General features: G+C 50.7%; 19 protein-coding genes. 12 read left to right on the top strand and 7 right to left on the bottom strand.

Annotation, left to right across the window (positions count from 1 at the left end; all coding sequences use genetic code 11):
- Positions 1-51: 51 nt before the first annotated feature.
- Positions 52-975 (bottom strand): glucosaminidase domain-containing protein, encoded by a 924-nt coding sequence (locus DXD78_RS05215; RefSeq protein ID WP_035448747.1) that lies wholly within the window; start codon positions 973-975, stop codon positions 52-54.
- A 101-nt stretch (positions 976-1,076) separates the two neighbouring features.
- Here DXD78_RS05215 and cdd point away from each other — a divergent pair, with 101 nt between their 5' ends.
- The 6 genes from cdd (at position 1,077) to DXD78_RS05245 (ending at position 9,206) form a co-directional block, all read left to right on the top strand.
- Positions 1,077-1,559 (top strand): cytidine deaminase, encoded by a 483-nt coding sequence (cdd, locus tag DXD78_RS05220; protein WP_005831168.1) that lies wholly within the window; start codon positions 1,077-1,079, stop codon positions 1,557-1,559.
- A gap of 358 nt (positions 1,560-1,917) precedes the next feature.
- Complete coding sequence (locus tag DXD78_RS05225) at positions 1,918-3,555, top strand: ABC-F family ATP-binding cassette domain-containing protein (RefSeq protein ID WP_117652559.1); 1,638 nt, start codon at positions 1,918-1,920, stop codon at positions 3,553-3,555.
- Positions 3,556-3,660: 105 nt separating this feature from the next.
- Positions 3,661-4,200 carry a flavodoxin family protein gene (locus tag DXD78_RS05230; protein ID WP_087333058.1) on the top strand — a complete coding sequence of 180 codons (540 nt, stop codon included), beginning with the start codon at positions 3,661-3,663 and terminating at the stop codon, positions 4,198-4,200.
- Between the two features lie 32 nt (positions 4,201-4,232).
- On the top strand, positions 4,233-5,729 hold the full coding sequence (locus tag DXD78_RS05235; RefSeq protein ID WP_055288604.1) for a 4Fe-4S binding protein: 1,497 nt from the start codon (positions 4,233-4,235) through the stop codon (positions 5,727-5,729).
- 48 nt (positions 5,730-5,777) lie between these two features.
- The gene (locus DXD78_RS05240) at positions 5,778-7,181 is read left to right on the top strand and encodes an aldo/keto reductase (RefSeq protein WP_117652560.1); all 1,404 of its coding nucleotides are present in this window, start codon (positions 5,778-5,780) and stop codon (positions 7,179-7,181) included.
- Positions 7,182-7,334: 153 nt separating this feature from the next.
- Positions 7,335-9,206, top strand: a complete 1,872-nt coding sequence (locus tag DXD78_RS05245) for a TonB-dependent receptor (protein ID WP_370448303.1) — start codon at positions 7,335-7,337, stop codon at positions 9,204-9,206.
- Here DXD78_RS05245 and DXD78_RS05250 read toward each other — a convergent pair.
- Positions 9,203-10,654: a hypothetical protein gene (locus tag DXD78_RS05250; protein WP_009038269.1), complete on the bottom strand. Its 1,452-nt coding sequence runs from the start codon at positions 10,652-10,654 to the stop codon at positions 9,203-9,205. The two genes, DXD78_RS05245 and DXD78_RS05250, sit on opposite strands and share 4 nt — an antisense overlap.
- A gap of 22 nt (positions 10,655-10,676) precedes the next feature.
- Positions 10,677-12,230: an AAA family ATPase gene (locus DXD78_RS05255; RefSeq protein WP_009038268.1), complete on the bottom strand. Its 1,554-nt coding sequence runs from the start codon at positions 12,228-12,230 to the stop codon at positions 10,677-10,679.
- A 528-nt stretch (positions 12,231-12,758) separates the two neighbouring features.
- On the opposite strand from DXD78_RS05255, the gene DXD78_RS05260 reads away from it, so the two are divergent.
- Together DXD78_RS05260 and nudC are read left to right on the top strand one after the other, a co-directional pair.
- Positions 12,759-13,397 carry an HU family DNA-binding protein gene (locus tag DXD78_RS05260; RefSeq protein WP_005832241.1) on the top strand — a complete coding sequence of 213 codons (639 nt, stop codon included), beginning with the start codon at positions 12,759-12,761 and terminating at the stop codon, positions 13,395-13,397.
- A 107-nt stretch (positions 13,398-13,504) separates the two neighbouring features.
- The gene (gene nudC, locus DXD78_RS05265) at positions 13,505-14,311 is read left to right on the top strand and encodes an NAD(+) diphosphatase (RefSeq protein ID WP_009038266.1); all 807 of its coding nucleotides are present in this window, start codon (positions 13,505-13,507) and stop codon (positions 14,309-14,311) included.
- Between the two features lie 290 nt (positions 14,312-14,601).
- Here nudC and DXD78_RS05270 read toward each other — a convergent pair whose 3' ends face one another.
- From DXD78_RS05270 to DXD78_RS05280, 3 genes are all read right to left on the bottom strand, one after another.
- On the bottom strand, positions 14,602-16,344 hold the full coding sequence (locus tag DXD78_RS05270) for a phospho-sugar mutase (RefSeq protein ID WP_009038265.1): 1,743 nt from the start codon (positions 16,342-16,344) through the stop codon (positions 14,602-14,604).
- Positions 16,345-16,425: 81 nt separating this feature from the next.
- The gene (locus DXD78_RS05275) at positions 16,426-18,069 is read right to left on the bottom strand and encodes a C69 family dipeptidase (RefSeq protein ID WP_005831190.1); all 1,644 of its coding nucleotides are present in this window, start codon (positions 18,067-18,069) and stop codon (positions 16,426-16,428) included.
- Positions 18,070-18,105: 36 nt separating this feature from the next.
- The gene (locus DXD78_RS05280; protein WP_034529614.1) at positions 18,106-19,773 is read right to left on the bottom strand and encodes a M23 family metallopeptidase; all 1,668 of its coding nucleotides are present in this window, start codon (positions 19,771-19,773) and stop codon (positions 18,106-18,108) included.
- A 198-nt stretch (positions 19,774-19,971) separates the two neighbouring features.
- Here DXD78_RS05280 and ald point away from each other — a divergent pair, with 198 nt between their 5' ends.
- Positions 19,972-21,078 (top strand): alanine dehydrogenase, encoded by a 1,107-nt coding sequence (ald, locus tag DXD78_RS05285; RefSeq protein ID WP_009038263.1) that lies wholly within the window; start codon positions 19,972-19,974, stop codon positions 21,076-21,078.
- 76 nt (positions 21,079-21,154) lie between these two features.
- Here the strand turns inward: ald and DXD78_RS05290 are convergent, their stop codons facing one another.
- On the bottom strand, positions 21,155-22,378 hold the full coding sequence (locus DXD78_RS05290; RefSeq protein WP_005832250.1) for an MFS transporter: 1,224 nt from the start codon (positions 22,376-22,378) through the stop codon (positions 21,155-21,157).
- A 202-nt stretch (positions 22,379-22,580) separates the two neighbouring features.
- Between DXD78_RS05290 and DXD78_RS05295 the strand changes: the two genes are divergently transcribed.
- From DXD78_RS05295 to DXD78_RS05305, 3 genes are all read left to right on the top strand, one after another.
- The gene (locus DXD78_RS05295) at positions 22,581-24,017 is read left to right on the top strand and encodes a glutamate decarboxylase (RefSeq protein WP_005831197.1); all 1,437 of its coding nucleotides are present in this window, start codon (positions 22,581-22,583) and stop codon (positions 24,015-24,017) included.
- Between the two features lie 122 nt (positions 24,018-24,139).
- The gene (glsA, locus tag DXD78_RS05300) at positions 24,140-25,105 is read left to right on the top strand and encodes a glutaminase A (protein WP_009038262.1); all 966 of its coding nucleotides are present in this window, start codon (positions 24,140-24,142) and stop codon (positions 25,103-25,105) included.
- A 109-nt stretch (positions 25,106-25,214) separates the two neighbouring features.
- On the top strand, positions 25,215-25,958 hold the full coding sequence (locus DXD78_RS05305) for a potassium channel family protein (protein WP_005832258.1): 744 nt from the start codon (positions 25,215-25,217) through the stop codon (positions 25,956-25,958).
- Positions 25,959-25,992 lie beyond the last annotated feature (34 nt).

Below are 25,992 nucleotides of genomic sequence, written 5' to 3' on the forward strand. Positions count from 1 at the left end.
AAAAGAAGGGTGTCCGTTTTCGGACACCCTGTACATTTTCGGATAGCTTCTTTATCTTAATCTCAATCTGTCGCCAATCTCCGGCACGTATTCCGCATCCTTGCGATTCATCTTATAAAGGTTCTTCAGACGAATGCCGTACTTTTGGGAAATGGTATGCATGGAATCACCGTCTTTCACTATGTAGACGGTATGGGGTTTGGCGGCTTTCTTGCGCTTTTCTTTCAAGTAAATAATGTCTCCCGCCTCCAGTGTGTATTCTTTATGGAGGTCGTTGTATTTCACCAGCTTCTTCCAGCTGATGTCAAACTCCTTGCCCAACACCTGGAAGGTGTCTCCGTCGCGCGCCACGACATAAGCTATATCGTTGGCAATGTACACCTGATGCGGATTGGCCAGCCAAGGTTTCTTTTTCAGTTCCTTCTCCCAACTGCGGACATCGCGCTTGCTCATGCCACGGCTGTCGTACTTATACAGTTCATAGTCCTCAATAATGGTTATCAAGCGGTTGGCATACGACGGGTCGGTAGCATAGCCGGCCTTCTTCAAGCCGCGCGCCCAACCCTTATAGTCCGTAATCTTCAGTTTGAAAAGAAAAGCATAACGTGCTCCCCGTTTCAAGAAATCGGAATGGTCTTCATAAGAGTCTTTCGGATTGCGATAAGCGCGGAAACATTCATTGCGGGCATCGTCATCATGCCTCACCGTCCGTCCGCGCCAGTTGCCTCCACACTTGATGCCGAAGTGATTGTTGCTCTTGCGCGCCAGCTCACTGTATCCGGCACCGCTCTCCAACAGCCCTTGGGCCAGCGTGATGCTGGCAGGTATCTTATGACGTTGCATCTGCTCCACGGCAAGGGGAGCATACTGTTTGATATACTCATTGTAGCGGGCATTCCGGCGTTGTGCCTGCACTGTTGTTATGGAAATAAAAAGAAATGCTATGATAGCAGTCAGTCTGAAAATCCGTTTCATGCTTAAAATGTTGAGTTCTGCACAAAAGTCCGTAAAAGAATTGAAATAACCAATCTCTTTTCTATCTTTGTAACATTAATTACAATATAACCCTTTGCCTTATGAAAGAATTAAATATCGAAATCGCCGTCAAGATATACGACTATGAAGAACTGGATGCCGCCGACCGCGAACTGATGGATGCCGCCCGCGAGGCTACCAACCGCAGCTATGCCCCTTACTCCCACTTCTCGGTAGGAGCTGCAGCCAGACTGGCAAACGGTATTGTAGTGACCGGCACCAACCAGGAAAACGCCGCCTATCCTTCCGGGCTGTGCGCAGAACGTACCACCCTATTCTATGCCAACTCCCAACATCCCGACCAGGCGGTAACCACCCTCGCCATTGCCGCACGCAACGAGCACAACGAATTCCTGGAGTCTCCCATCCCTCCCTGCGGCGCCTGCCGGCAAGTGATGCTCGAAACGGAGAAGCGCTTCAAGCATCCCATGAGGGTGTTGCTATATGGCAAAAAGGGAATCTACGAGCTGAAGAATGTGGGAGAATTACTGCCACTCTCGTTCGATGCTTCGGCCATGAAGTAACAGAACCAATAAAGTATTAACATCGTGTCTGCAGGAAGTTAATTTCTTGCAAACACGATATTAACTTCTTGCCGACACGATATTAATATCGCAAAAAGCCTTTGTTATTCAGTGGAAATCATTACCTTTGCGCCCACTAACCAATTAATTCCACCGATGAGAATATCCGACTAAAGACAACACATTTCGGTAAACATCACTATCAACATGCTTTTTCAGACTGAACGCTGAGTATCACCTATATAGATGTTTAGCCAATACTGTGTTTGTCCGTACCCCTCCCCTTCGAGAATTTCAATTTCGGGGAATGCTTGCATCTCCCCTATCATTCTTACTTCTAAAAACACAGTAGAAACTTATGAGCTTTATCATTAAAGACCTTAGCTATATCCATACAGATAAGGAAATCTTGTTTTCACACCTCCATTTGAGTATCAACTCCGGAGATAAAATAGCCCTGACCGGAAATAACGGTTGCGGCAAGTCTACCCTCATGCGCATTTTGGCAGGAGACTTGTCACCAAGTTCGGGAACGGTGCTACGCCCCGAACATCTGTACTACGTGCCCCAGCACTTCGGACAATACGACCGGCAGACAATAGCACAAGCTTTGGGAATCAGCCACAAGCTATCTGCCCTGCATGCCATCCTAAGCGGTGACGCTACCGAAAAGCACTTCAATACGCTCAATGATGACTGGAACGTGGAAGAACGCGCCCAGGCTTCTCTCGACAGCTGGGGACTGGACGGTATCACACTCTCCCGTCCGATGGAAGGACTTAGCGGCGGCGAAAAGACCCGCATCTTCCTGGCAGGCATGGAGTTGCACAACCCAACAGCCATCCTGCTGGACGAACCGACCAACTATCTGGACGCGGATGGACGGGAACGTCTGTATAACTTGATACGACGGACATCGGCTACCGTGCTCGTCATCAGTCACGACCGCACGCTACTGAATCAGTTGCCTGCCATCTGCGAACTCTCCTCCCAGGGATTGACGTATTACAGCGGAAACTACGACTTCTACAAAAAACAGAAGACCCTGCAACAAAACGCCCTCACCCAACAACTAGAAGAGAAGCAGAAAGCCCTGCGCCTTGCACGCAAAGTGGCACGCGAAGTAGAAGAACGGAAGGCCAAACAGAATGTGCGGGGAGAAAAAAACTCCATTAAAAAGGGGATTCCCCGCATCATGATGGGAGCACTGAAAAACAATGCGGAAAACAGCAGTAGCAGACTCAGCAGCATACATGCGGAGAAAGCGGAAAAGCTGCAGACGGAAATGGCAGGCATCAAAAGTTTACTGTCGCAGACGGACAAGCTGAAAACAGACTTCAACACCTCCCATCTGCATACGGGCAAGATTCTGATTACGGCAAGGAACGTCAACTTCCATTATCCCGACCATACAGCCTCCCCCGTAGAAACACCCCACACGGAGACGGCTGCAAAGAGTCTCTGGGCTTCTCCCCTCACCTTCCAGCTAAGAAGCGGCGACCGCCTCAGCCTGAAAGGAAAAAACGGCAGTGGAAAAACAACCCTGCTGAAACTCATCATGGGCGAATTGCACCCCACCGACGGAGTGATGGAGCGTGCCGGCTTCACCTCCGTCTATCTGGACCAAGAATACTCCCTCGTCCGTAATGAGCGCAGCGTACTCCAACAAGCAGAAGCTTTCAACCACCGCCACCTGCCGGAACATGAAGTGAAAACCATCCTCAACCGTTACCTCTTTCCCCGCGACGTGTGGAACAAGCCGTGCGGCAAACTGAGTGGCGGCGAAAAGATGCGCCTCTCCTTCTGCTGCCTGATGATTGCCGACAATACCCCGGATATGTTCATTCTGGACGAACCCACCAACAATCTGGACATCGAGAGCATAGAAATAATAACGGCAACGATACGCGACTACGCCGGCACCGTAATTGCCATCAGCCACGACCGGGAGTTTCTGAAAGACACCGGCATCGAACGGGAGATACTTTTGGAATGAATCAGTAATTTAGGTAACAACAACCGTAATTTGTATACTGCCATTCTCATAAAACCTGCCTATTTTTGCAGCACGTAATCATTTACTAACTAACAAACAACGAATATGAGCAAAAAAGTATTAATCCTCTCCTCCAGTCCCCGCAGGAATGGAAACTCCGACCTCTTGTGCAATGAATTCATGCGCGGTGCCGCAGAGGCCGGACATCAAGTAGAAAAGATTTTCCTGAAAGACAAGCACATCAACTACTGCACGGGATGCAGCGTATGCAGCATGTACGGCAAACCCTGCCCGCAAAAGGACGATGCCGCCGAAGTGGTGGAAAAGATGATTGCCGCCGACGTCATCGTCATGGCAACTCCCGTATACTTCTACACCATGAGCGCGCAGATGAAGACACTGATTGACCGTTGTTGTGCACGCTACCTTGAAATAAAGAACAAGGAGTTCTACTTCATCATCGCCGCCGCCGAAGAAAGTGTCCCCATGATGGAACGTACCATCGATGGTTTCCGTGGCTTCCTCGACTGCCTGGAAGAGCCCAAAGAATGCGGCACCATTTATGGCGTGGGTGCCTGGAAGGTGGGCGAGATAAACGACAAGCCTTCCATGCACGAAGCCTACGAGATGGGAAAAAAGGTATAAAGAACGAATACTAACCGCTATACAATACATTTATGCTACGTACCATCAGACTGACCCTTGCCGTCATCTTCTTCGCACTCATCACGCTGTTGTTCCTCGACTTCACGGGAACACTGCATGCCTGGTTCGGATGGATGGCGAAGATACAATTCCTGCCGGCCGTGCTGGCACTGAACATCGGTGTAGTACTGTTTCTTGCAGTGCTGACCTTGGTATTCGGACGCATCTACTGCTCCGTCATCTGCCCGTTGGGAGTATTCCAGGACATTGTTTCCTGGCTCTCCGCCAAACGGAAGAAAAACCGTTTCCGCTACTCGTCCGCACTGAAATGGCTACGCTACGGTGTGCTGGGAGTATTCGTACTTGCCATTATCGGCGGACTGAACTCTTTTGTCGTGCTGCTGGCCCCTTACAGCTCATACGGGCGCATCGTTTCCAGCCTTTTCTCCCCACTCTACCAGTGGGCAAACAACGGACTGGCCTACCTGGCCGAACGTGCTGACAGCTATGCCTTCTATGAAACGGATGTATGGATGAAGAGTCTCCCTACCCTGCTGATTGCCACAGTCACTCTGGTGGTCCTCATCGTGCTGGCATGGCGGGGCGGACGTACCTATTGCAACACCATCTGTCCGGTAGGTACAGTGCTTGGTTTCCTCTCGAAGTATTCCTTGCTGAAACCGGTGATTGACACAAAGAAGTGCAACAACTGCGGACTTTGTGCCCGCAACTGCAAGGCATCGTGCATCAACATCAAGGCACACGAAATAGATTACAGTCGTTGCGTGGCATGTATGGACTGTATCAACAAGTGCAGGAAAGGTGCCATCACTTACACACGCCGCAAGCCGGCCTCCGCTGCTGTCTCCCAGGAAACCTCCGTGGCACCGGAGCAGGTAAACGACGCCCGCCGCGCATTTCTCTCTACAACTGCCGTGTTTGCTGCTACGGCAGCCCTCAAGGCGCAGGAGAAGAAAGTGGACGGTGGACTGGCTGTCATCGAGGACAAAAAAATCCCCGAGCGCGCCACTCCCATCACTCCTCCGGGCTCACTGAGCGCCCGCCACTTTGCACAACACTGCACAGCCTGCCAGCTCTGCGTATCGGTATGCCCCAACCAAGTGCTCCGTCCTTCTTCGGACTTGACAAAACTGATGCAGCCGGAAATGTCCTACGAACGCGGTTACTGCCGCCCCGAATGCGCCAAGTGTGCGGAGGTGTGTCCTACCGATGCCATCCATCTGACAAGCCTCGCCGAGAAATCGGCCGTCCAAATCGGTCATGCCGTATGGATTAAGGAGAATTGCATCTGCATCACAGACAAGATGGAATGCGGGAACTGTGCCCGCCATTGTCCGGCCGGTGCCATACAGATGGTTCCTTCAGACCCGGAAGACGAAGCCTCCATCAAGATACCGGTAGTCAACGCCGAACGCTGTATCGGATGCGGAGCATGCGAGAACCTTTGTCCGTCGCGTCCGTTCAGTGCCATTTATGTGGAAGGCCATGTGATGCACAGAACTGTCTGAAGCAGCTTTATCATCCAAATATCCATTTATAATTTCAGTCCTATCACAATGAAAGAAGACAATAAGAACAAGATAAACCGCCGCGATTTCTTCAAACTCGCCGGTGCAGGAACGCTTGCCTCGGCAGCAGCCCTGTACGGCTGTTCGGGCAACAAGAACAACGGGGAAAGCGAATCGGCCGCACTGGGCGAGATACCAACCGGCAAGATGACCTATCGTACCAACCCCAACACGGGCGACCGGGTTTCTCTGCTGGGATACGGATGCATGCGATGGCCCACCCGGAAACGTGCCGATGGGAATGGAGACGAAATAGACCAGGAAGCCGTGAACGACCTGATAGACTATGCCATTGCTCACGGAGTGAACTATTTCGACACCTCTCCCGCCTATGTGCAAGGTCTGTCGGAGCGCGCCACGGGCATTGCCTTGAAACGCCACCCACGGGAGAAATTCTTCCTTGCCACAAAGCTGTCCAACTTCAGTCCCAGCACGCACAGCCGCGAAGAGTCCCTTGCCATGTATCACCGCTCCTTCCGCGACCTGCAAGTGGACTACATCGACTACCTCCTGCTGCACGGCATCGGCATGGGCGGCATGGAAGCCCTCCGTTCCCGCTATCTGGACAATGGCATGCTGGACTTCCTGCTGAAAGAGCGCGAAGCCGGACGTATTCGCAACCTCGGATTCTCCTATCATGGAGATATCGAAGTCTTTGACTACCTGCTCTCTCGCCATGACGAACTGAAATGGAACTTCGTACAAATCCAACTGAACTACGTAGACTGGCGGCATGCCAAAGAAGTGAATACCCGCAACACGGATGCCGAATACCTATATGCCGAGCTGGTGAAGCGCAACATTCCCGCCGTTATCATGGAGCCGTTGCTGGGCGGACGCCTATCCCGCCTAAACGACCACTTGATGGCACGTCTGAAACAACGCCGCCCGCAGGAGAGCGTGGCTTCCTGGGCCTTCCGATTTGCAGGTACTTTCCCCGATGTGCTGACCGTACTGAGCGGAATGACGTACATGGAGCATCTGCAAGACAACCTGCGTACCTTCTCCCCGCTTGTTCCATGTACGGAAGAGGAGTTTACCCTACTGGAAGATACCGCCCAGCGAATGCTGCAATACCCCACCGTGCCGTGCAACGACTGCAAATACTGTATGCCGTGCCCCTATGGGCTGGATATTCCAGCCATCCTGCTGCACTACAACCGCTGCATCAACGAGGGCAACGTGCCGCAGAACAGCCAAGACGAGAATTACCGCGAGGCACGCCGCGCCTTCCTGATAGGCTATGACCGCAGTGTTCCCCGTCTCCGCCAAGCCAACCGCTGCACCGGTTGCGGCCAATGCAACCCGCACTGTCCGCAAGGCATCGACATCCCGGCGAAACTGCAGGAGATAGACCGATTTGTGGAAGCGCTGAAGCAGGAAACCCTTTAACGGACTTATCTTCAACCCTGGTTGTCCATTTTAAGGATTACCAATCATATACAGATTCTTCTTTTTGTATAACTTTGCAAAAAGAACCATAGATAAACGATGAATAAAAAGATTTTAACCGCAATTTTAATAAGTATCGCCCTTCCGGGTAGTATGCTGTCCGCACCTGCCGACAGCCTCCGGCTGAAAAGCTACAAGCTTGATGAAGTCGTAGTGACCGGGACAAGAAATGAAACAGACATCCGCCACCTGCCAATGACCATCTCCGTAGTGGGCCGCCAGCAACTGGAACAGACCTACCAGCCCTCCATCCTGCCTGCACTGACCGAGCAGGTGCCCGGACTTTTCACCACAAGCCGCGGCATCATGGGCTACGGCGTATCCACGGGAGCCGCAGGAGGCATGAGCCTGCGCGGCATAGGCGCCGGGGTGAATGCCGCCGGAGGACCTACGACCAGCCTGCTGGTGCTGATAGACGGACATCCGCAATACATGGGCCTGATGGGGCATCCCATCGCCGACGCCTACCAGAGCATGATGGCCGAACGGGTGGAAGTGCTGCGCGGTCCCGCCTCCGTCCTCTACGGGTCCAATGCAATGGGCGGGGTTATCAACATCGTCACCCGCAAGATGCAGGAGGACGGGGTGAAAACCAATGCGCAGATAGGATACGGTTCCTACAATACCCTGCAGACGGAAGTCTCCAACCGCGTGAGGAAAGGGCGTTTCAGCAGCGTGGTGACCGGCTCGTACAACCGTACCGACGGACACCGTGACGACATGGAGTTTGAGCAGTATGGCGGCTATGCCAAACTGGGATACGACTTCAGCGACACCTGGAAGCTGTGGGGCGACGTGAACATCACCCGCTTCAACGCCTCCAATCCCGGCGAAGCCGACAATCCGTATATAGACAACGACTCGCGCATCACACGCGGCATGACCTCCTTCGCACTGGAAAATCGTTACGACCGTACTTCCGGCGCCGTGAGCTTCTTCTATAACTGGGGCCGGCACAGGATTAACGACGGCTACCACCCCGGAGAAGAGCCCCAGAAGTCGCACTTCAACTCCAAGGACCGGATGCTGGGCATATCGTGGTATCAAAGCGCCACGCTCTTCACCGGTAACCGCCTGACCGTAGGTTTCGATTACCAGCACTTCGGCGGAGAGTCCTGGAACAAGGTTGTCGCCATCGACGAGGCAAAACCCGGACAGCAGATTGGTGACCGCATCCCCGGCGTGGACAAGCAGATGGATGAATTTGCAGGCTATGTGGATTTCAGGCAGGACATCAACAGTTGGCTTTCACTGGACGCCGGTGTCCGCATAGACCACCATTCGCACGTAGGCACGGAATGGATTCCCCAAGGGGGACTGGCTTTCCATCTGCCCCGGCAGGCGGAACTGAAAGCAATGGTGAGCAAAGGATTCCGTAACCCCACCATCCGGGAGATGTACATGTTCCCTCCACAGAACCCCGATTTGAAAGCGGAGAGCCTGATGAACTATGAACTCTCCTTTACGGGGCAGCTCTTGGGAGGAGCCATGTACTATGGAGTGAACCTATACTACATCAACGGGGACAACATCATCATGACGGACCCTGCCCTACGCAAGAACGTCAACTCCGGAGAGATAGAGAACTGGGGTGTGGAAACCAACATCGGCTACCGCATCAACCGACACTGGCAAGTGAATGCCAACTACAGCTGGCTACACATGGAAAATCCGGTACTGGCGGCTCCCGAACACAAACTCTATGCCGGTACGGACTTTACGCAAAGACGCTGGAGCTTGTCTACCGGTATACAATACGTAAAGGGACTCCATACCTCGGTCACCCCAGGTAAGGAGAAGCAAGAAAACTTCGTGCTCTGGAACTTACGTGCCAACTACCGTCTGTGCAGTTTTGCCGACGTATTCGTCAAAGGCGAAAACCTGTTGGCACAACGCTATGAAATCAATGCAGGCTTCCCCATGCCGAAAGCCACGGTGATGGGAGGCGTAAACATCAATTTTTAATACTGTCGCGAAGGGATATACTCCGCCCGATAGATGCGGTCGAAGAAAGGTGCCCACTCGTTTTCCGTGATGCCAATCTGCAGGCCATAGAAGTGTGTACCGGCTTCCCGGTAACGGCGAATCTCCTCCATAAGGGCAGGTGAAGAGTGAGGAATCTTGAAGTCGCTGACCCAAAGTACATCGGCATTCATATACTCCTTGCCTTCTTTGAGCAGGCGGAACGTGGCTTCCAGCATGCGGGTGGCATCTGTATCCCCGCAAGCTGTCTTTGAGAAGAATTCGAGCAGCCTTGCCCGCTCTTTCCTTACGTCAATCGGATGGATGGAGACGGAAAAGGCTATCAGAAAGCAGTTCCGCCGTTGACGGTCGGCTATCTCCAGGAGCTTTATCAGCAGAGAGTGGGCAATCTTCTCCGGCTTGCCAGCCATGCTTCCCGAGGTGTCCAGACAGACAATCATCGGACCTTTGGGACGGGCAGGCTTGGTTTCGATGCGCCGGGCAGGCTGCATGATTTCCGATTTATAACGGAAGGTCTGGAGCTTGCGAGTAAGGTATTTGTAGACGAACAAATCTTCCAGTTCACTGTCGGCGGAATGGGCAAGCTCAATGGGAAGCAGAGCATTGAGGTCGTTGCCGGTACTGATGCCCAGGATGTCACATTTGGAGGAGTGCTCCATTTTGTAGACGTTTCCCTCGGCAACGCGGATTTGCTCACGTCCTTCGTCGTCTGCCATACGCCCCATCTTGTGGGCCACTTTCACTATCTCGGGGCAAGAGCGCTGGATGCGCACGATTTTCCGTATACGCTCAAAGTCGACGGTATTCCACAAGCCGCTCATCATGCCCCAGGTCTGGAAGAATTCGTCCTTATCCACACGGTTCTGGCGGATGTACTCGGGGATGTCTTTCAGATTGGAACGGAGCCTGCGCTCGAGGGCATCTTTGCGGAAAGCAATCTCTTTCTCCTTTTCTTCGTGCATCTTCAGTTGGAAGGCGTCTTCCCAGTCGTCCACCATTTTCTCCCAAACTTCATCGTCCGCATATCCTCCTTCTGTGCCGAAGTGGCTGCGGTAGAAGCGGGAGTCGAAGCCGTACTTCCGGTATTTGTCGGAAATCTGCTGGAGCAAGGCTTGCCAGCCATCTTTCCGTTTTGCCATGGACCATTCCAGCACGAGTTTCATCCCGGTCCGTTCCGACTGGCTTTTCCGGAGGTTGTACCTCTCCTTCTCCAAATTCAAGTGGATAAACTGAATCATGGTGTCGTAAAAGATACGTGCACAGACCTCATTGCCCAGCACCTGCACCTTGACCATGGAGTCGTTCATCACGGAGAGCAGATAGGCATACAAGGGCTCGGTATCCGTCTCAGCACACTCTCCGGTGGCTACAAAACGGTCCAGTGCCTGCACATAGAAGGCGGTGTCATATCGGGTGGCGGTGGTGTTCATCTTCTTCTTGGTTACTGGAGGATTATTCGTCTCCATATCTCAGTTTGCGCATGTCCACACGCGCCCAGGCTATCTCCTTGCGGACGATGGAGACGTATTGAGCTACGCTCTTTTTATCCTCTTCGGAGACGAAAAGGTTGTCGGACAAATCTCTTACCAAACGGTCTATATTTGTGGCAGCAGTGTCCAGTTCCGTCTCATAGTCGCGGTCGGTAATGGAGAGGTTCCCCAGCCAGAGCTGTTGCTCCTCGCCCCGTTGCAGACGCCGCATGGGGAAGCGCACACCGTTGATGTAGAGATGCTTGTCGTCGCGGTAGAGGGTGACGCGTTCGGTGCCTTCCTCTTTCACGACGCCGGTGTCGGCAAAGGCGCGAATGATGGTACGCTTGGGATTGATGGGGTCGACATACATTACGCCCAAGGTGGGGGCATCTTTGGCGCTGTACTCCTTCAGATTTTTGTAGTCCACGATAAAGATGTAGGTGTTGCCCGTACCATGTTTCTCCACCTGGTAGTAGAAGTGGTCCGTTATCTGCAGGTCATCGTCCCTACGGTCGCCGGCAAGGCGGGCTTTGTCGAGGGCTTCGCGCACACGGCTGACTTTCAAATCGGATTTCAGCGAGGAGGCGATACCGGCAATCTGTTTTGTGTGGGACACGAATAAGGCACGGATAACGATGTCACGGATGGCAACGCTCTCATCAGGCTCACTCCATAGGCAGTGGTAGACGGGAAGCAGGTCGGTCATGGAGACTTCCGTGCGGCCGTGGACGAAGGCGGAGGTCTTGAGCAGCTTCACGATGTTCTTCCAGCGGCGGTCGCTGACGTAGACATTGCGGCGCAGGTCGGAGTCTTGCATCTCTACGCTTGTCAGTCCGTGGCGAATGGCTGTGATGCAGGAAAGAACATCGAGAGGCAAGGTTACGCGGCGTATCTCAGCTTGCCATTCGGCATACTCGCGGTCGGAGATTTGCCATTCGCAGGCAGTCGTTTCCGGATGGTCGGCAGAATCGTCCAGCAGCATTTTGTAGAAAGACTCTTCCTGCTTGACGCAGGTGCAGAGAATGCGGATAAGGAAGCGGTCCCATAGGGCTTCCAGTCCCTCGCCTTGAGCGGGCAGTTCGTTACTGGCAGCTACGAGCAGTTTGAGGGGGAGATGCAGTTCCTTGTCGCCATTGCGGAAAAGTTTCTCGTTGATGACGGTCAGCAGAGTGTTCTGTATGGCAGGGCCTGCTTTCCATATTTCGTCCAGAAACACGACATCGGCTGTGGGCAGATAGCCGTCGATGGCACGTTCATACTTGTCGGATTCTTTCAGTCGGCTAATGCTGACAGGACCGAAAATCTCGTCGGGCGTAGAGAAGCGGGACATCAGGTATTCAAAGGCACGGGCATCTGTAAAAGCCGACTTTAGCCGCCTGGCTACCATTGACTTGGCTACTCCCGGAGGTCCCAGGAGTAGAATGCTCTCGCCTGCCAGAGCTGCCAGCAGGGAGAGGTTTATTTCAGTTTCTTTTTCGTATACTCCCCGGTTCATTTCGGAAAGGAGGAGACGAATGCGTTGGGTTATTTCCACAATATGATTTATTTATAGTCAGTACTCATGTATAAAGAAAAGTGTGTAAAGATACAAAATAGTAGGGAAATCAGAGAGAGTCTTATTAAGATTCACTATCTTTGGAAAACAAATACACACAGACACGCACACACGTTGTGATTTGCTTTCATTTCCTATATCTATTACCATTTCTACCTGGAGACAAATTGTCCCCAGGTAAGTGACCAGTCCTTCATCGGGTCAGTCCCTATTATTGGGGATTTAACAATCCCCCCTCTTTTGCCGAAAACTAAAACTTTCCTCCCCAAACACTACCCTTCGTATCACTATATTTTATACCTTTGTTCACTAAGAATTAATCGTCCCATACCCATTTCTGTTTCGTCCGACAGCTGTCGGACGATAATTAAACAACTGTTGGACGATAATGCAACAGTTGTCGGACGATTAGTTTTTAGGAAGAAGAAAATTAATCCGCTTAGCGACAAAAATAATTCCCCGAAGCGACGAGAACTGTTTATCGCTATAAACAAAAATAAATATCTTATGAGCGCGTATTACGACCTTTACGAAACGCCTTCGCCCGACGGGAAAGAAGACAAGAAATCACTCCATGCACGTATCTGCCCGAAAAGGACTTATACCCAAAAGGAGTTTGTGGAACATATCGCAACTTTCCAACATCTGCCCAAGAATGTGATAGGGGCAGCATTGGATGCCTGCATTGACGAGTTGTGCGACCTCCTTGCCAACGGAAACATCGTGGAGCTGGGAGAACTCGGATTCTTCAGCACTTCACTGAAATGCCTGCGCGAGACCGACGACGAGAAAAAGAAAATCCGCTCCGAATCCGTCCAATTCCAAAACGTACACCTGCGCATCAGCAGCACGTTCCGCAACAACATCAAGAAGAAAATGACGTTGGAACGTGTACACTCCACTACCAAGAAATCGAAAAAAGTAGTAGAGACCACCGAAGAAACAAGAAAAGCCGAACTGGAACTGTTCCTCAAGCAGAATGTATGTATCAACAAGAACGAATACATCCAGCTAAGCGGACTAACCAGACATGCCGCCATAGACGAACTGAACAACTTCATCCGGCAAGGGTTCCTGCGCCGCCGCGGAATGGGAAGGTCAACGGTCTATGTGCGACAAGAAAAAGACACAGCAAACGAAATTTAGGGGGGCAAGCACAGAGACACAGAGACATAGAAATTAATTTGAAAAGAATCTCTGTGCCTTTGTATTTTCGTGTTCATCCCCCCCAAAAAATAATAAAACAACAAACAATGGAAAAATCAACAGAACCCCAACCCTGCACGCAGTGGTTCGTCTTCTTCAAAGACCAACTGCTGCTGAAAAAAGGATATACAGACAAAGGAGAAATAAAATACAGCGTACCCGTCAGTATAGAGCCTCCTCTGACACCGGAAGCCGGAAGTAATATACACGAAGTGTTCCCCCCCAACGGCAAGCAAGTACGTGCATTCGCTTTGGAACAGCCCGTGGCCGAAACCGACGAATGGGTCATGATAGGCCTGCGCGCATCGTACGACTACATCTCGCCGGACGAGTACCGTTCTGCAGGAAAGGCCTTCCAGATACTCTATTGGGACGAGCACAGCCACTTCTGCCCCGTGTGTGGTACCGCCATGGAGCACCAGACCCCCATCATGAAGAAGTGTCCCAACTGCGGCAATGAGATGTACCCTCCCGTTTCCACCGCCATCATCGTACTGATACGCAAAGGAGACGAAATCCTGCTGGTGCATGCCCGGAACTTCCGAGGAACCTTCTACGGACTGGTGGCAGGCTTCCTCGAAGCCGGCGAGACACTGGAAGAATGTGTGGAACGGGAAGTTTTTGAGGAAACGGGGCTGAAGGTAAAGAACATCACCTACTTCAGCAACCAGCCCTGGCCCTACCCCAGCGGATTGATGGTGGGTTTCATTGCCGACTACGAAAGCGGGGAGATAAAACTGCAGGAAGATGAGCTGACCGCTGCCGCCTTCTATTCCAAAGACAACCTGCCCGAAATTCCACGAAAACTGAGTATCGCAAGAAGGCTGATAGACTGGTGGATGGAGAACAATTAAAAATTAAAGAATTAAAAAGAGGGGGGGAAGAAATTTTAAAAAGCAGATTGCGGAAAACACACACTCACAAACGAACAACTACGAATGAAACGACTCTCATTCACATCAACCAATCGGTGTGTAACCGCAATCTGCCTATACTTAACTTCCCTGCAAACGTTTTGTTCATCAACCATCGGGTTTAAGTCTTTATTTAAGTTTTCTTTCAACACAGAAGCAAAAGGAAGAGGCGCAGCCCTCACGGGTTACGCCTCTCCGAACACTATATACACATTTTTTCCTCTTTCCTATCAAATGCCGAGTGACTTGCGCACTGCCTCCACTTTCTTCTCAGCTTCGGCATCGGCGCTGGTATAGCATTTCGGACAACCCATCTCGCCCTTCACCTCGATATAGAACTTAATCTTCGGTTCCGTACCGGAAGGACGGACAGAAATCTTCGTGCCGTCTACAGTGAAATATTGAAGTACATTGGAAGTCTCGGGCATATCCAGCTTGCTTACGTTGCCCTGGGCATCAGTAAGTTCCAGCGTCTTGTAATCCTTAATCAGACTGACAGCCGAACCGCCGATTTCCTTCGGAGGATTGGCACGGAAGTTATCCATCATCGCCTTGATTTCCTCGGCACCGCTCTTACCCGGTTTCACCACATTCACGGTGGTTTCCTTTGAGAATCCATATTCTACATAGATTTCCATCAATACGTCATAGAGTGTCTTGCCCTGGTCTTTGGCCCAAGCACAGATTTCGGCCAGCAAAGAGCAGGCAGAAACCGCGTCTTTATCACGGACAAAGTCTTCGGCCAGGAAGCCATAGCTTTCTTCACCACCACCGATATACTGCTGCTTACCTTCACTCAGACGGATTTCGCGGGCAATCCACTTGAAGCCGGTGTAGCAGTCGCGCATTTCAATCTTGTTCTTGTCTGCCACAGCCTTGATGAGTTCAGTGGTCACGATGGTCTTCACGATGAAGTCGTTCGGCTGCATCTTGCCCATTGCAATACGGTTCTTGATGATGTAGTACAAGAAGATGAGACAAGTCTGGTTACCATTAATAAGCACCCACTCGCCCTTATCGTCCTTGCAGGCCATACCGACACGGTCGGCATCCGGGTCACTTGCCATCACGATGTCAGCGTCAATCTTCTTGGCCAGCGCAATGGCCATGGAAAGGGCTTCGGCATTTTCGGGATTCGGAGAAACCACCGTCGGGAAATTGCCGTCCTTCACCATCTGTTCGGGCACGCAGTTGATATTCTCAAATCCCCACTCCTTCAATGAGTCCGGAATAAGCACGCGGCCTGCGCCATGAAGCGGAGTATACACAATGCTGAGGTCTTTCTGGCGACGGATGACTTCGGGGTCGATAGAGATGGAGTGAACCATGTCCAGATAAACCTTATCCACTTCCTTGCCGATAATCTGAATCAAGTCCTTGTTGCCGTTGAACTTGATGTCGGCCACCGTCACCTTGTTCACCTCGTCTATGATGGCCGTGTCGTGCGGAGCGAGCACCTGCGCACCGTCATCCCAATAAGCTTTGTAGCCGTTGTATTCTCTGGGGTTGTGGCTGGCTGTGATGTTGATACCGCTCTGGCAGCCGAAGTGGCGAATGGCAAATGAAACTTCGGGCGTAGGACGAAGGTCATCAAAAAGATATACCTTGATGCCGTTTGCAGAGAAGATGTCAGCAGAAATCTTGGCGAACTTGTCACTATTGTTGCGGCAGTCGTAGCCCACTACAACGGAAATATCCTTCTTTCCGGCAAAACATTTGTTCAGATAGTTGGACAAGCCCTGTGTTGCGGCACCTACAGTGTAAATGTTCATGCGGTTTGTACCGGCACCCATGATGCCGCGCAGACCACCCGTTCCAAACTCCAGGTCTTTGTAAAAACTGTCTATCAATTCGGTTTTATCTGGATTTTCCAACATGCGTTTCACTTCTGCCTGAGTTTCGGCATCATATGCCGGGGTAAGCCATTTTTCGGCTTTCTCAGTCACCTGCTTAATCAGTTCCTGATTTTCCATAAGACTGTTATTGTTTTAAGGGTTAATATAAACTTTTTTGTAAGACACAAATGTAGAAGAATAAGTTCAAATATCCTAATTTTATTCAGGCATTTTATATCTGTCTCCCGTCTGCTTAACATACTCTTCAAGGAACTCCTTCGGGTATCCCGGGCGGATTACGCCTGCCGGCTGGCCGATGGAATTACGTTCGAATTGACCGTTTTTCATACGTTTGACAACGCCGTCATTATACTTTACGACAAGAAACTCGCCAAGACGTTTCCAAGTATCGAAAGTGCTTTGGGCAGTCATGTTCGTATAGTTGGTAAGAAATGCCTTTGCTTTGGCAGGATCTTTTTCCAGCAGTTTGGCAGCAGCAGCCTCAACGCCTTCCTGCGCTTCGTTGAAGGTTGTCTCCAACTCTGTCTGAGTGGCACGCACGTCGCCCATCATCAAGTCATAACGGGGATAAACCATATTGGCCACCCAGTTGAAAATCCAGAAAGCGGAGTTCCAGGAGAAAGTGATGTAATCGGCGCCGTCCACACGGGTGTAGCATACGGGAACCTTGTCCGTACAGCAGTATACGGGCGTAAATACCGTCATGTTGGCATCATCTGTGCCGAACCACAATACTCCACCGATAGGATCGGGCAACTCGGAGCGCATCTGTGCCACGAATACGAAACCGCTCTGCTGGGTGGAGATGGGACGTTCATTGAAGTATTCCTGGTCACCCACCTTGAAAGAGAGTGGAGAAAGGCGGTACGGGGTATGATACGGGCCTGCGCCGAAATCTTTGCTGATGTCGAGAGGAGTACCTTCATAATGGTCGCGCATGGCGTTCTTCACATCCTGCACGGAAACCTTGCGGTTGGGCTTCACAAACAGAGGCATCGGAGTGTCCGTCTCACCCAATATATAAGGCAGGAACTCGTTGCCGCGGTCGGTAAACATATTGAAATAGCTCCATACGCGTGCCTCGCAATAGCGACGGGCACCGAAATCGAGCGGAGCATAGGCATCGGCAAAGCTGAAATCCTTGTTCACACCGTCAAAATAGCCCTTCTCGCGTGCAAAGGAGATGACATCGGGGGAGTACATACAGTTCTCCTTGTCGTTCATGTTGAACTGATGAATGCGGCTCTGGTTGGCATGAGCGGAGATACAATCATCGGGCACGCGGACAGCTACCCATACGGCACCGCGCACACCGGGTCCCTTGCCAATCATCTCCATAATCCATATTTCGTTGGGGTCGGCGATGGTGAAGGACTCGCCACTGCTGTAATAGCCATATTCCTGCACCAGTTCCGTCATCACTTTGATGGCCTCGCGGGCGGTGCGTGAGCGTTGCAGACCGAGGTAAATCAGGCTGCCGTAGTCGATGATGCCGGTGGTATCCACCAGCTCGGGACGTCCGCCGAATGTCGTCTCACCGATAGTGAGCTGGAACTCATTCATGTTGCCAATGACATTGTACGTCTGACGCGCCTGCTCTATCTGCCCAAGGTATTTGCCGGTGTCCCACTCGTGTATGTCAATCAGCGTACCTTTCTTGTGCATACCAGCAGGATAATGATACAACTCGCCGAACAAACCATAAGAATCGGCAGAATAGGAAACAATGGTAGAACCGTCCGCGGAGGCGTTCTTGCCTACGATAAGATTGGTGCAGGCCAGCGCATTCGCCACGGCTGCCACAACAAACAAGACGGAAAGAGTCAGTCTTTTACTTTTCATACTTCTAAATTATAATGTTACTAAATATTTCAGTCTTTACCATACAAAATCAAACTGTTCGGTAGTACGGTTGCCACAGCCATCCGTCACCGTCATCTCCACCACATGCTTGCCGCCTTTCTCCACATATTTCGGGTCGAGCTCGCACACCAGGTTACCACTGATGGAATTGGGCTTTCCAAACAAGGCATACTTCCCGTCAATCGTACCCCGATAGGTATTGATGCCGGTTTCCTTGTCCTTGGCCTTGAAGATGATTTTTCCCGTACGTCCCCATTGGGCTTGGTTCACGGGAGTTATCACCGGCGGAACCGTATCCACCGCCACGGTATAAGTCCCCAAATCCCGTATACGCACTTTCATGACACCATCCTCATACTTACCGCCGATACGGTATTTTCCACCGCGCGCCGTTACGCCCGCCACATAATATTTGGTCACATCCTCTACCGGACGCCGGCGCAAGCCGATACGCAAATCGCAGGCATTGTGCATAGGAATACGGGTATCGTTCAATTGATAGGTGAAAGCTATGTCGCCGCTATCAGCCCGCACGGAATAGTTCAGCAAGACATCATCGTAGAGCATTCCTTTCGGGATGACCAATTCCAGCCCCGGTTCCTGCAGATAGTTCACCTTGTCCCATTTGAGGGCATATTTCTCACGACATTCCACCGGAGCAATTATCGTCTTCTGTCCCTGGACTGTAAAGCGGACTTTAGAGGTATTTCCCAGCGCATCGCTCAGTGTATAGACAAATCGGTAAGGGCGTTCTTCGTTGATTTCCACCAGTCCGCGATTGCCGTTGGATGCCTGCAGCATGCGAAGGCGGTTGCCCGGCTCTATAAAAGACTTCATGTACTGACCGTGTGTCCACGAATTGATATAGCGGTTCTCCTCATAGGCAAAGCGGTCTACCGTACTGCGGAAGACTTCCTCACCGTCCACTTCGAGAATCACCGTCTTCACGCCATATTTATTCTGCACTCCGTCCATATAGTCGTAGGCACGGATGCCTGCACCAATCAGTCCCCAGGCGGTAATGGGTTTCGTTGGATGTGCCGGAAAAGCCCGTCGCGTCTGCTTGCCCTCCACCACTCCTTTTCCCGGCTGTGGAAACAGCATGATACCTTCGGCACGCGGGGCAGTCTTGTCTTTCACCTTGTTCATGAAGAAAGGCAGCGGGTCGATATATTCGTCCGTAGCCGTCTCTATCATATCCAGATGCAGGTGCGGACCGAAAGAGTATCCGGTGTTTCCGCTCAAAGCTATTATCTGACCGGCCTTCACGGGATATTCATCGGGTTCGGGAGTAATTTCCACCTCCCAACTTTCTTTCTCGTACTGCAAGTCTTCAACCCGGCGGGCCACATCGCCCACAAAGGCACTCAAATGGCGGTTTATCGTCGAATAACCATTGTCATAAGCCACATCGAGCACATAGCCCGAACCGTGGGTAACGCGGATACGCGAAATATATCCGTCGGCCAGAGCGCGTACCGGCTTGCCTATGGTTCCACCGGTCTTGAAATCCAGTCCGCCATGAAAATGGTTGGCACGTATCTCGCCGAAGTTACCGGAGAAAGTGATGGGAAAATCAAAAGGCGGGATGAAGGAGGGCTTGTCTGTATCGGTTTCTTGGGCATAGCCGCTTTGCACACTACCAATAAAGAACAAAAGAGAGAAAAATATAGAATATTTCATATTTTGTACAGTCAATATTATTTTAAATGCATGCAAATATAAAAAGAATAGTTCTCTCTACCTACAGAAAGCTACAATTATCATTGATTAAAACATGCATAAAAATTCTGTTGAAGAACATAGATGCACCGATAACACCCAAGCCGGGAAATCGCTATATTGCGCCATGTTTAACCCCCCAATTAAAACTTTAAGGTTATGATTATCGGAGTACCTAAAGAAATCAAGAACAACGAGAACCGCGTGGGAATGACCCCTGCCGGAGTAGCCGAATTGGTGAAAAAAGGTCATACGGTGTATGTGCAAGCCACAGCAGGCGTAAACAGCGGTTTCTCCGACGATGACTACATCGCCGTAGGTGCAAAGACTTTACCGACCATTGAAGACACGTATGCCGCAGCCGACATGATTGTCAAGGTAAAGGAACCTATTGCACCAGAGTACAAACTGATTAAAAAGGGACAAGTGGTATTCACCTATTTCCACTTTGCAGCCGATAAATTACTGACCGAAGCCATGATTGAAAGCGGTGCCGTCTGCATCGCCTACGAAACCGTGGAAAAAGAAGACCACTCACTTCCGCTACTTACTCCTATGAGCGAGGTGGCAGGACGTATGGCTACCCAAGTAGGAGCCCGCTTCCTTGAAAAGCCACAAGGCGGCAAGGGAAAACTGATGGGTGGCGTGACAGGCGTACGTCCCGCACGCGTACTTGTCCTCGGAGGCGGTATCGTGGGCACCAATGCCGCACAGATAGCTGCCGGAATGGGTGCCGAGGTGCTGATTACAGACATCAACCTCCCTCGCCTGCGTTACCTGAGCGAAGTGATGCCGAAAAACGTAAAGACACTCTATTCTTCCACCCATAACATCAAGATGGAATTGCCGAACATCGACATGGTAGTAGGTTCCGTCCTCATCCCCGGTGACAAGGCCCCGCATCTCATCACCCGCGAAATGCTGAAGATGATGAAACCCGGCACCGTACTCGTGGACGTAGCCATCGACCAGGGCGGTTGTTTCGAGACCTCCCATCCCACTACGCACAGCGATCCTACCTACATTGTGGATGGAATTGTGCACTACGCCGTTGCCAATATCCCCGGCGCCGTACCCTTCACCTCCACCATGGCACTGACAAATGCCACCCTGCCCTACACCGTTGCCCTGGCATGCAAGGGCTGGAGACAAGCCTGCAAGGACGATCCGGCTCTGGCGTTGGGATTGAACGTAGTGGAAGGCAAGGTAACATACAGAGCTGTAGCCGATGTCTTCGGGCTGAAATATGAGGCGATTGAGTTATAAGTTATAAGTGATGAGTGATTTGTTGGTATTTTCCTTTCAGCATGGTAGCGCAGCACAATTACCAACAAATCACTCATCACTCATAACTCCCCCCCAACAAAGAATCCTTCTTCCTCGCATACTCCCACCACATAGCGAGCAGTGTGATGCAGAGGTTGAAAATAAACGGAAATTCCTTGGAATTAGTGTGGAACAAGGTCTGAAAGAAGTCTGTAATGAACGGGGACAATAGAATCGCCAGATAATTCATTACCATTACAAAGGCCAGTGCCAAAGTTGTTTTTTCCGGTATAGCCGTATCTACTGTCTCGTCATAAATCAGCGGTTGAATGACACCATATCCCAAACCAACCAACATACATCCCGGTATTATCAGCCATTCTTTAGGCGAAATCCATATCAAAAGCAAACCCGCTGCAATGGACAAAAGGCTGTAAAACTTTGTGTGTTTCCCCATCCACTTCACGATATGCCCCAGGAAGAAACCCGGAGCCATAATGGCAAGGAAGAATAAGGAGATCATCAATCCGGAATTTCCGCTGGAGAAGTGATGGGCCTCCATCAAAAAAGGCAAGTCAAAAGTAACCGCCAGCACTACATACGTAGTGACGCCATAAAACAGCATCAACTGTAGCAGATGGCGGACATGGATGCCGTATTTACCGGGAATCGCACGCTTGGATTCCTCCGGAACAACGGTAGCCGTATCTTCTGTTTTCTGCGGCTGACCGGTATCTCCCTTCAAATACCCGACAAGCAGCAGAGAAACCAACGGAAGCAGATATACCACGAAAGGCAAGTGCCAGTTTACCTCTGCCAGATACCCAGTCACCGCCGTTGCCACAACCAGCGTCACATTGGTGATGGCAGAACTGTAACCAAACTGCTTTACCCTATACTCCCCCGTGAAATAACGTGAAACCAAACCGGTAGACAACGGGATTATCAGTCCCGAGCCAATGCCGAGCAAAGCACTGACCACCATCAACTGCCACATTTTGTCCGAAAAAAGATAAAGTACCCCACTGGCGGCAAACATCCAAAGCCCCGCTTTCAGCAGACGCACAAAGTCACGTTTCTCGGCCAGCTTGCCCGCCAACAGCACAAAAGGAATTATCAGCAGCGAAGGCAGGGAGGTAAGCATCTGTATATCCAGTTCCGTGGCATGTGGAAAAATGGTAGTAAGTTGTCCCAAAATAGGTGATACGGCCAATCCCGGCAAGGAAGTCAATGCAGAGACTGACCAAATGCCGACAAGCGTGATAAGGGGGATTGTACCCCTTCCGGTATTGATTTTCATATAGTAGTATATTAATTAAATGAATAATGTGGGAACAACAAACCTACCTTCAGAATGTTCGTTTTTTAAGATTTTACTACGCTGCCCTTTAATAAACGCCAAATAATGCAAAACCCCGGAACTTTCATCCGCAAACCCCGTTGTTGTGGGAAATTCGACGGGGAAAAGCCCCGCCGCCTAAACCTTTAAAAAACTTATTAATATGGAAGATTTGAATTTCAGAAAAGGAGATGCAAAAACTGAAGTATTCGGTTCAAACCGTATGTTACAACCCTCACCCGTAGAAAAGATTCCCGACGGACCTACTACCCCGGAAATCGCCTATCAGATGGTGAAAGACGAGACCTTCGCCCAAACGCAGCCTCGCTTGAATCTGGCTACATTCGTCACTACCTATATGGACGAATATGCAACCAAGCTGATGAACGAAGCCATCAACATCAACTACATTGACGAGACCGAATATCCGCGCATCGCCGTAATGAACGGTAAATGTATCAACATCGTGGCCAACCTCTGGAACTCTCCTGAAAAAGAAACCTGGAAAACCGGCGCACTTGCCATCGGTTCCTCGGAGGCATGTATGCTGGGTGGTGTGGCAGCCTGGTTGCGCTGGCGCAAGAAACGTCAGGCACAAGGCAAACCGTTCGACAAACCCAACTTCGTTATTTCAACCGGTTTCCAGGTGGTATGGGAAAAATTCGCCCAATTGTGGCAGATTGAAATGCGTGAAGTGCCTTTGACACTGGACAAGACCACGCTCGACCCCGAAGAAGCCTTGAAGATGTGTGATGAGAACACCATCTGTATCGTGCCTATCCAAGGCGTTACATGGACAGGACTGAACGATGACGTCGAAGCCCTCGACAAAGCCCTCGATGCCTACAATGCGAAGACCGGCTACGACATTCCTATCCACGTAGATGCCGCCAGCGGCGGTTTCATCCTCCCGTTCCTCTATCCCGAAAAGAAATGGGACTTCCGTCTGAAGTGGGTACTCTCCATCAGCGTCAGCGGACACAAATTCGGTCTGGTTTATCCGGGTCTGGGCTGGGTTTGCTGGAAAGGCAAGGAATATCTGCCCGAAGAAATGTCATTCAGCGTAAACTACCTCGGTGCCAACATTACTCAGGTAGGCCTGAACTTCTCCCGTCCTGCCGCACAGATTCTGGGTCAATATTACCAGTTCATCCGTTTGGGATTCCAGGGTTACAAGGAAGTACAGTACAACTCTCTGACCATCGCCAAGTATATCCATGACGAAATCGGCAAGATGGCTCCGTTCGTAAACTATTCCGACGAGGTTGTGAACCCGCTGTTTATCTGGTATTTGAAACCGGAATATGCAAGAGCTGCCAAATGGACTCTGTATGACCTGCAGGACAAGCTGTCACAACACGGTTGGATGGTACCCGCCTATACACTGCCTTCAAAGCTGGAAGACTACGTCGTAATGCGCGTCGTTGTTCGCCAAGGATTCAGCCGCGACATGGCAGACATGCTGCTGGGTGACATCAAGAATGCCATCACGGAGCTGGAGAAACTGGATTACCCGACTCCTACCCGTATGGCACAGGAAAAGAACCTGCCGGTGGAAACCAAAATATTCAACCACGGATGCCGTACTCATAAAAAATAAATTAATTTACGATTAAACGATTTACGATGTACGATTAGAGTTTCTCTTGATACGGACTACGTTTAAAGGAGTAATTTCAATCGTAAATCGTACATCGTCTAATCGTACATCACAACGTGTTTATGGAAAAGAAAATATCAATTTCACAAATAAAGGAGGTTGCCCAAGAAGCCTACAATGAGGTGAAGGGCAGCACAGGAGGCAAGAATGCGGATTATATTCCCTACCTTGCCAACATAGACTCCAAACTATTCGGACTCAGCATCTGCCTGATGAACGGGCAGACCATCAATATAGGTGACACAGACTATCGTTTCGGTATAGAGTCCGTCTCGAAGGTACACACGGCCATCCTTATCCTGCGCCAATACGGTGCACAGAAAGTGCTGGACATGATAGGTGCCGATGCCACGGGACTACCATTCAACTCCATCATCGCCATTTTGCTGGAAAACGACCACCCTTCCACTCCATTGGTAAATGCCGGTGCCATTTCCGCTTGTTCCATGGTGCAGCCAGTGGGAAACTCCGACAAAAAATGGGATGCCATTGTACAGAATGTCACTGAGCTGTGCGGCTCTGCCCCACAACTCATCGACGAACTGTACAAATCGGAAACGGCTACCAACTTCAACAACCGCTCCATTGCCTGGCTGCTGAAAAACTACAACCGCATCTACGATAATCCGGACATGGCTCTCGACCTCTATACTCGCCAGTGTTCTCTCGGCATCACGGCCCAGCAACTGGGCATTGCCGCAGGAACCATCGCCAATAACGGTGTGAACCCCGTCACCAAACAAACGGTGTTCGAAGCCAGCTTGGCACCGAAAATCACGTCGATGATTTCTACCGTAGGCTTCTACGAGCATTCGGGCGACTGGATGTACACCGCCGGCATACCGGCCAAAAGCGGTGTAGGCGGTGGTGTAATGGCCGTATTGCCCGGTGTCATGGGAGTATCGGCCTTCGCTCCTCCCCTAGACGAAGCGGGAAACTCCGTAAAGGCCCAATCGGCAATCAAGTTCATCATGAACAAGCTCGGCCTGGGTGTGTTCAACGGTGATAACGTAACGATTACAGAATAAGTTTCTCTTTTTAGTTATGAGTTATAGGTTATGAGTTATTTGTTGGTAGGCACCGTAATCAGCAAATGACTTATAACTCATAACTTATGACTTTATAATGGACTTCATCATGAAAATGGCTCTATCAGAATTTGTATTGCGGGAAAAAGGTATCTATGGCATACTGCATGTCATTATATTGATACTGTCGCTATTTTTAGTTATCAGCATCTCTGTCGACACGTTCAAGGGGATCCCCTTTTACGAACAGTCGGTCTACATGAAAGTACAGTTGTGGATATGCGCCCTGTTCCTGGCAGATTTTGTATTGGAATGGTTCCTGGCAGAGAAGAAGGGTCACTACGTGGCCACGCATTTCATTTTCCTGCTGGTAGCTATACCCTATCAAAACATCATTGCCTATATGGGATGGACTTTCTCACCCGAGATAACCTATATGCTGCGTTTCATCCCATTGGTGCGGGGTGGTTACGCCATGGCTATCGTGGTGGGTTGGCTGACGTACAACCGCGCATCGGGACTGTTCGTTTCCTACCTTACCATGTTGCTGGCCACTGTCTATTTTTCCAGTCTGGCCTTTTATGTCATGGAGCATGGTCCCAATCCTTTAGTCAAAGGATATGGAGACGCCTTATGGTGGGCATTTATGGATGTGACGACGGTGGGTTCCAATATCATAGCAGTCACTCCCACCGGACGGGTACTGTCCGTACTGCTGGCTGCGCTGGGCATGATGATGTTCCCTATCTTTACAGTGTATGTAACGAGCCTGGTCGAACGGCGCAATAAGGAAAAAGAAGAGTTCTACAAGAAAGTTGCACAGAAGCCCGCGCCCAAAGCCGACGCTTCCTGAATAGTTAAAACCTGAACTTTCACTTATCCGTTGG

The sequence above is a fragment of the Bacteroides sp. D20 genome, from assembly GCF_003436255.1.
Taxonomy (GTDB): Bacteria; Bacteroidota; Bacteroidia; order Bacteroidales; family Bacteroidaceae; genus Bacteroides; species Bacteroides uniformis.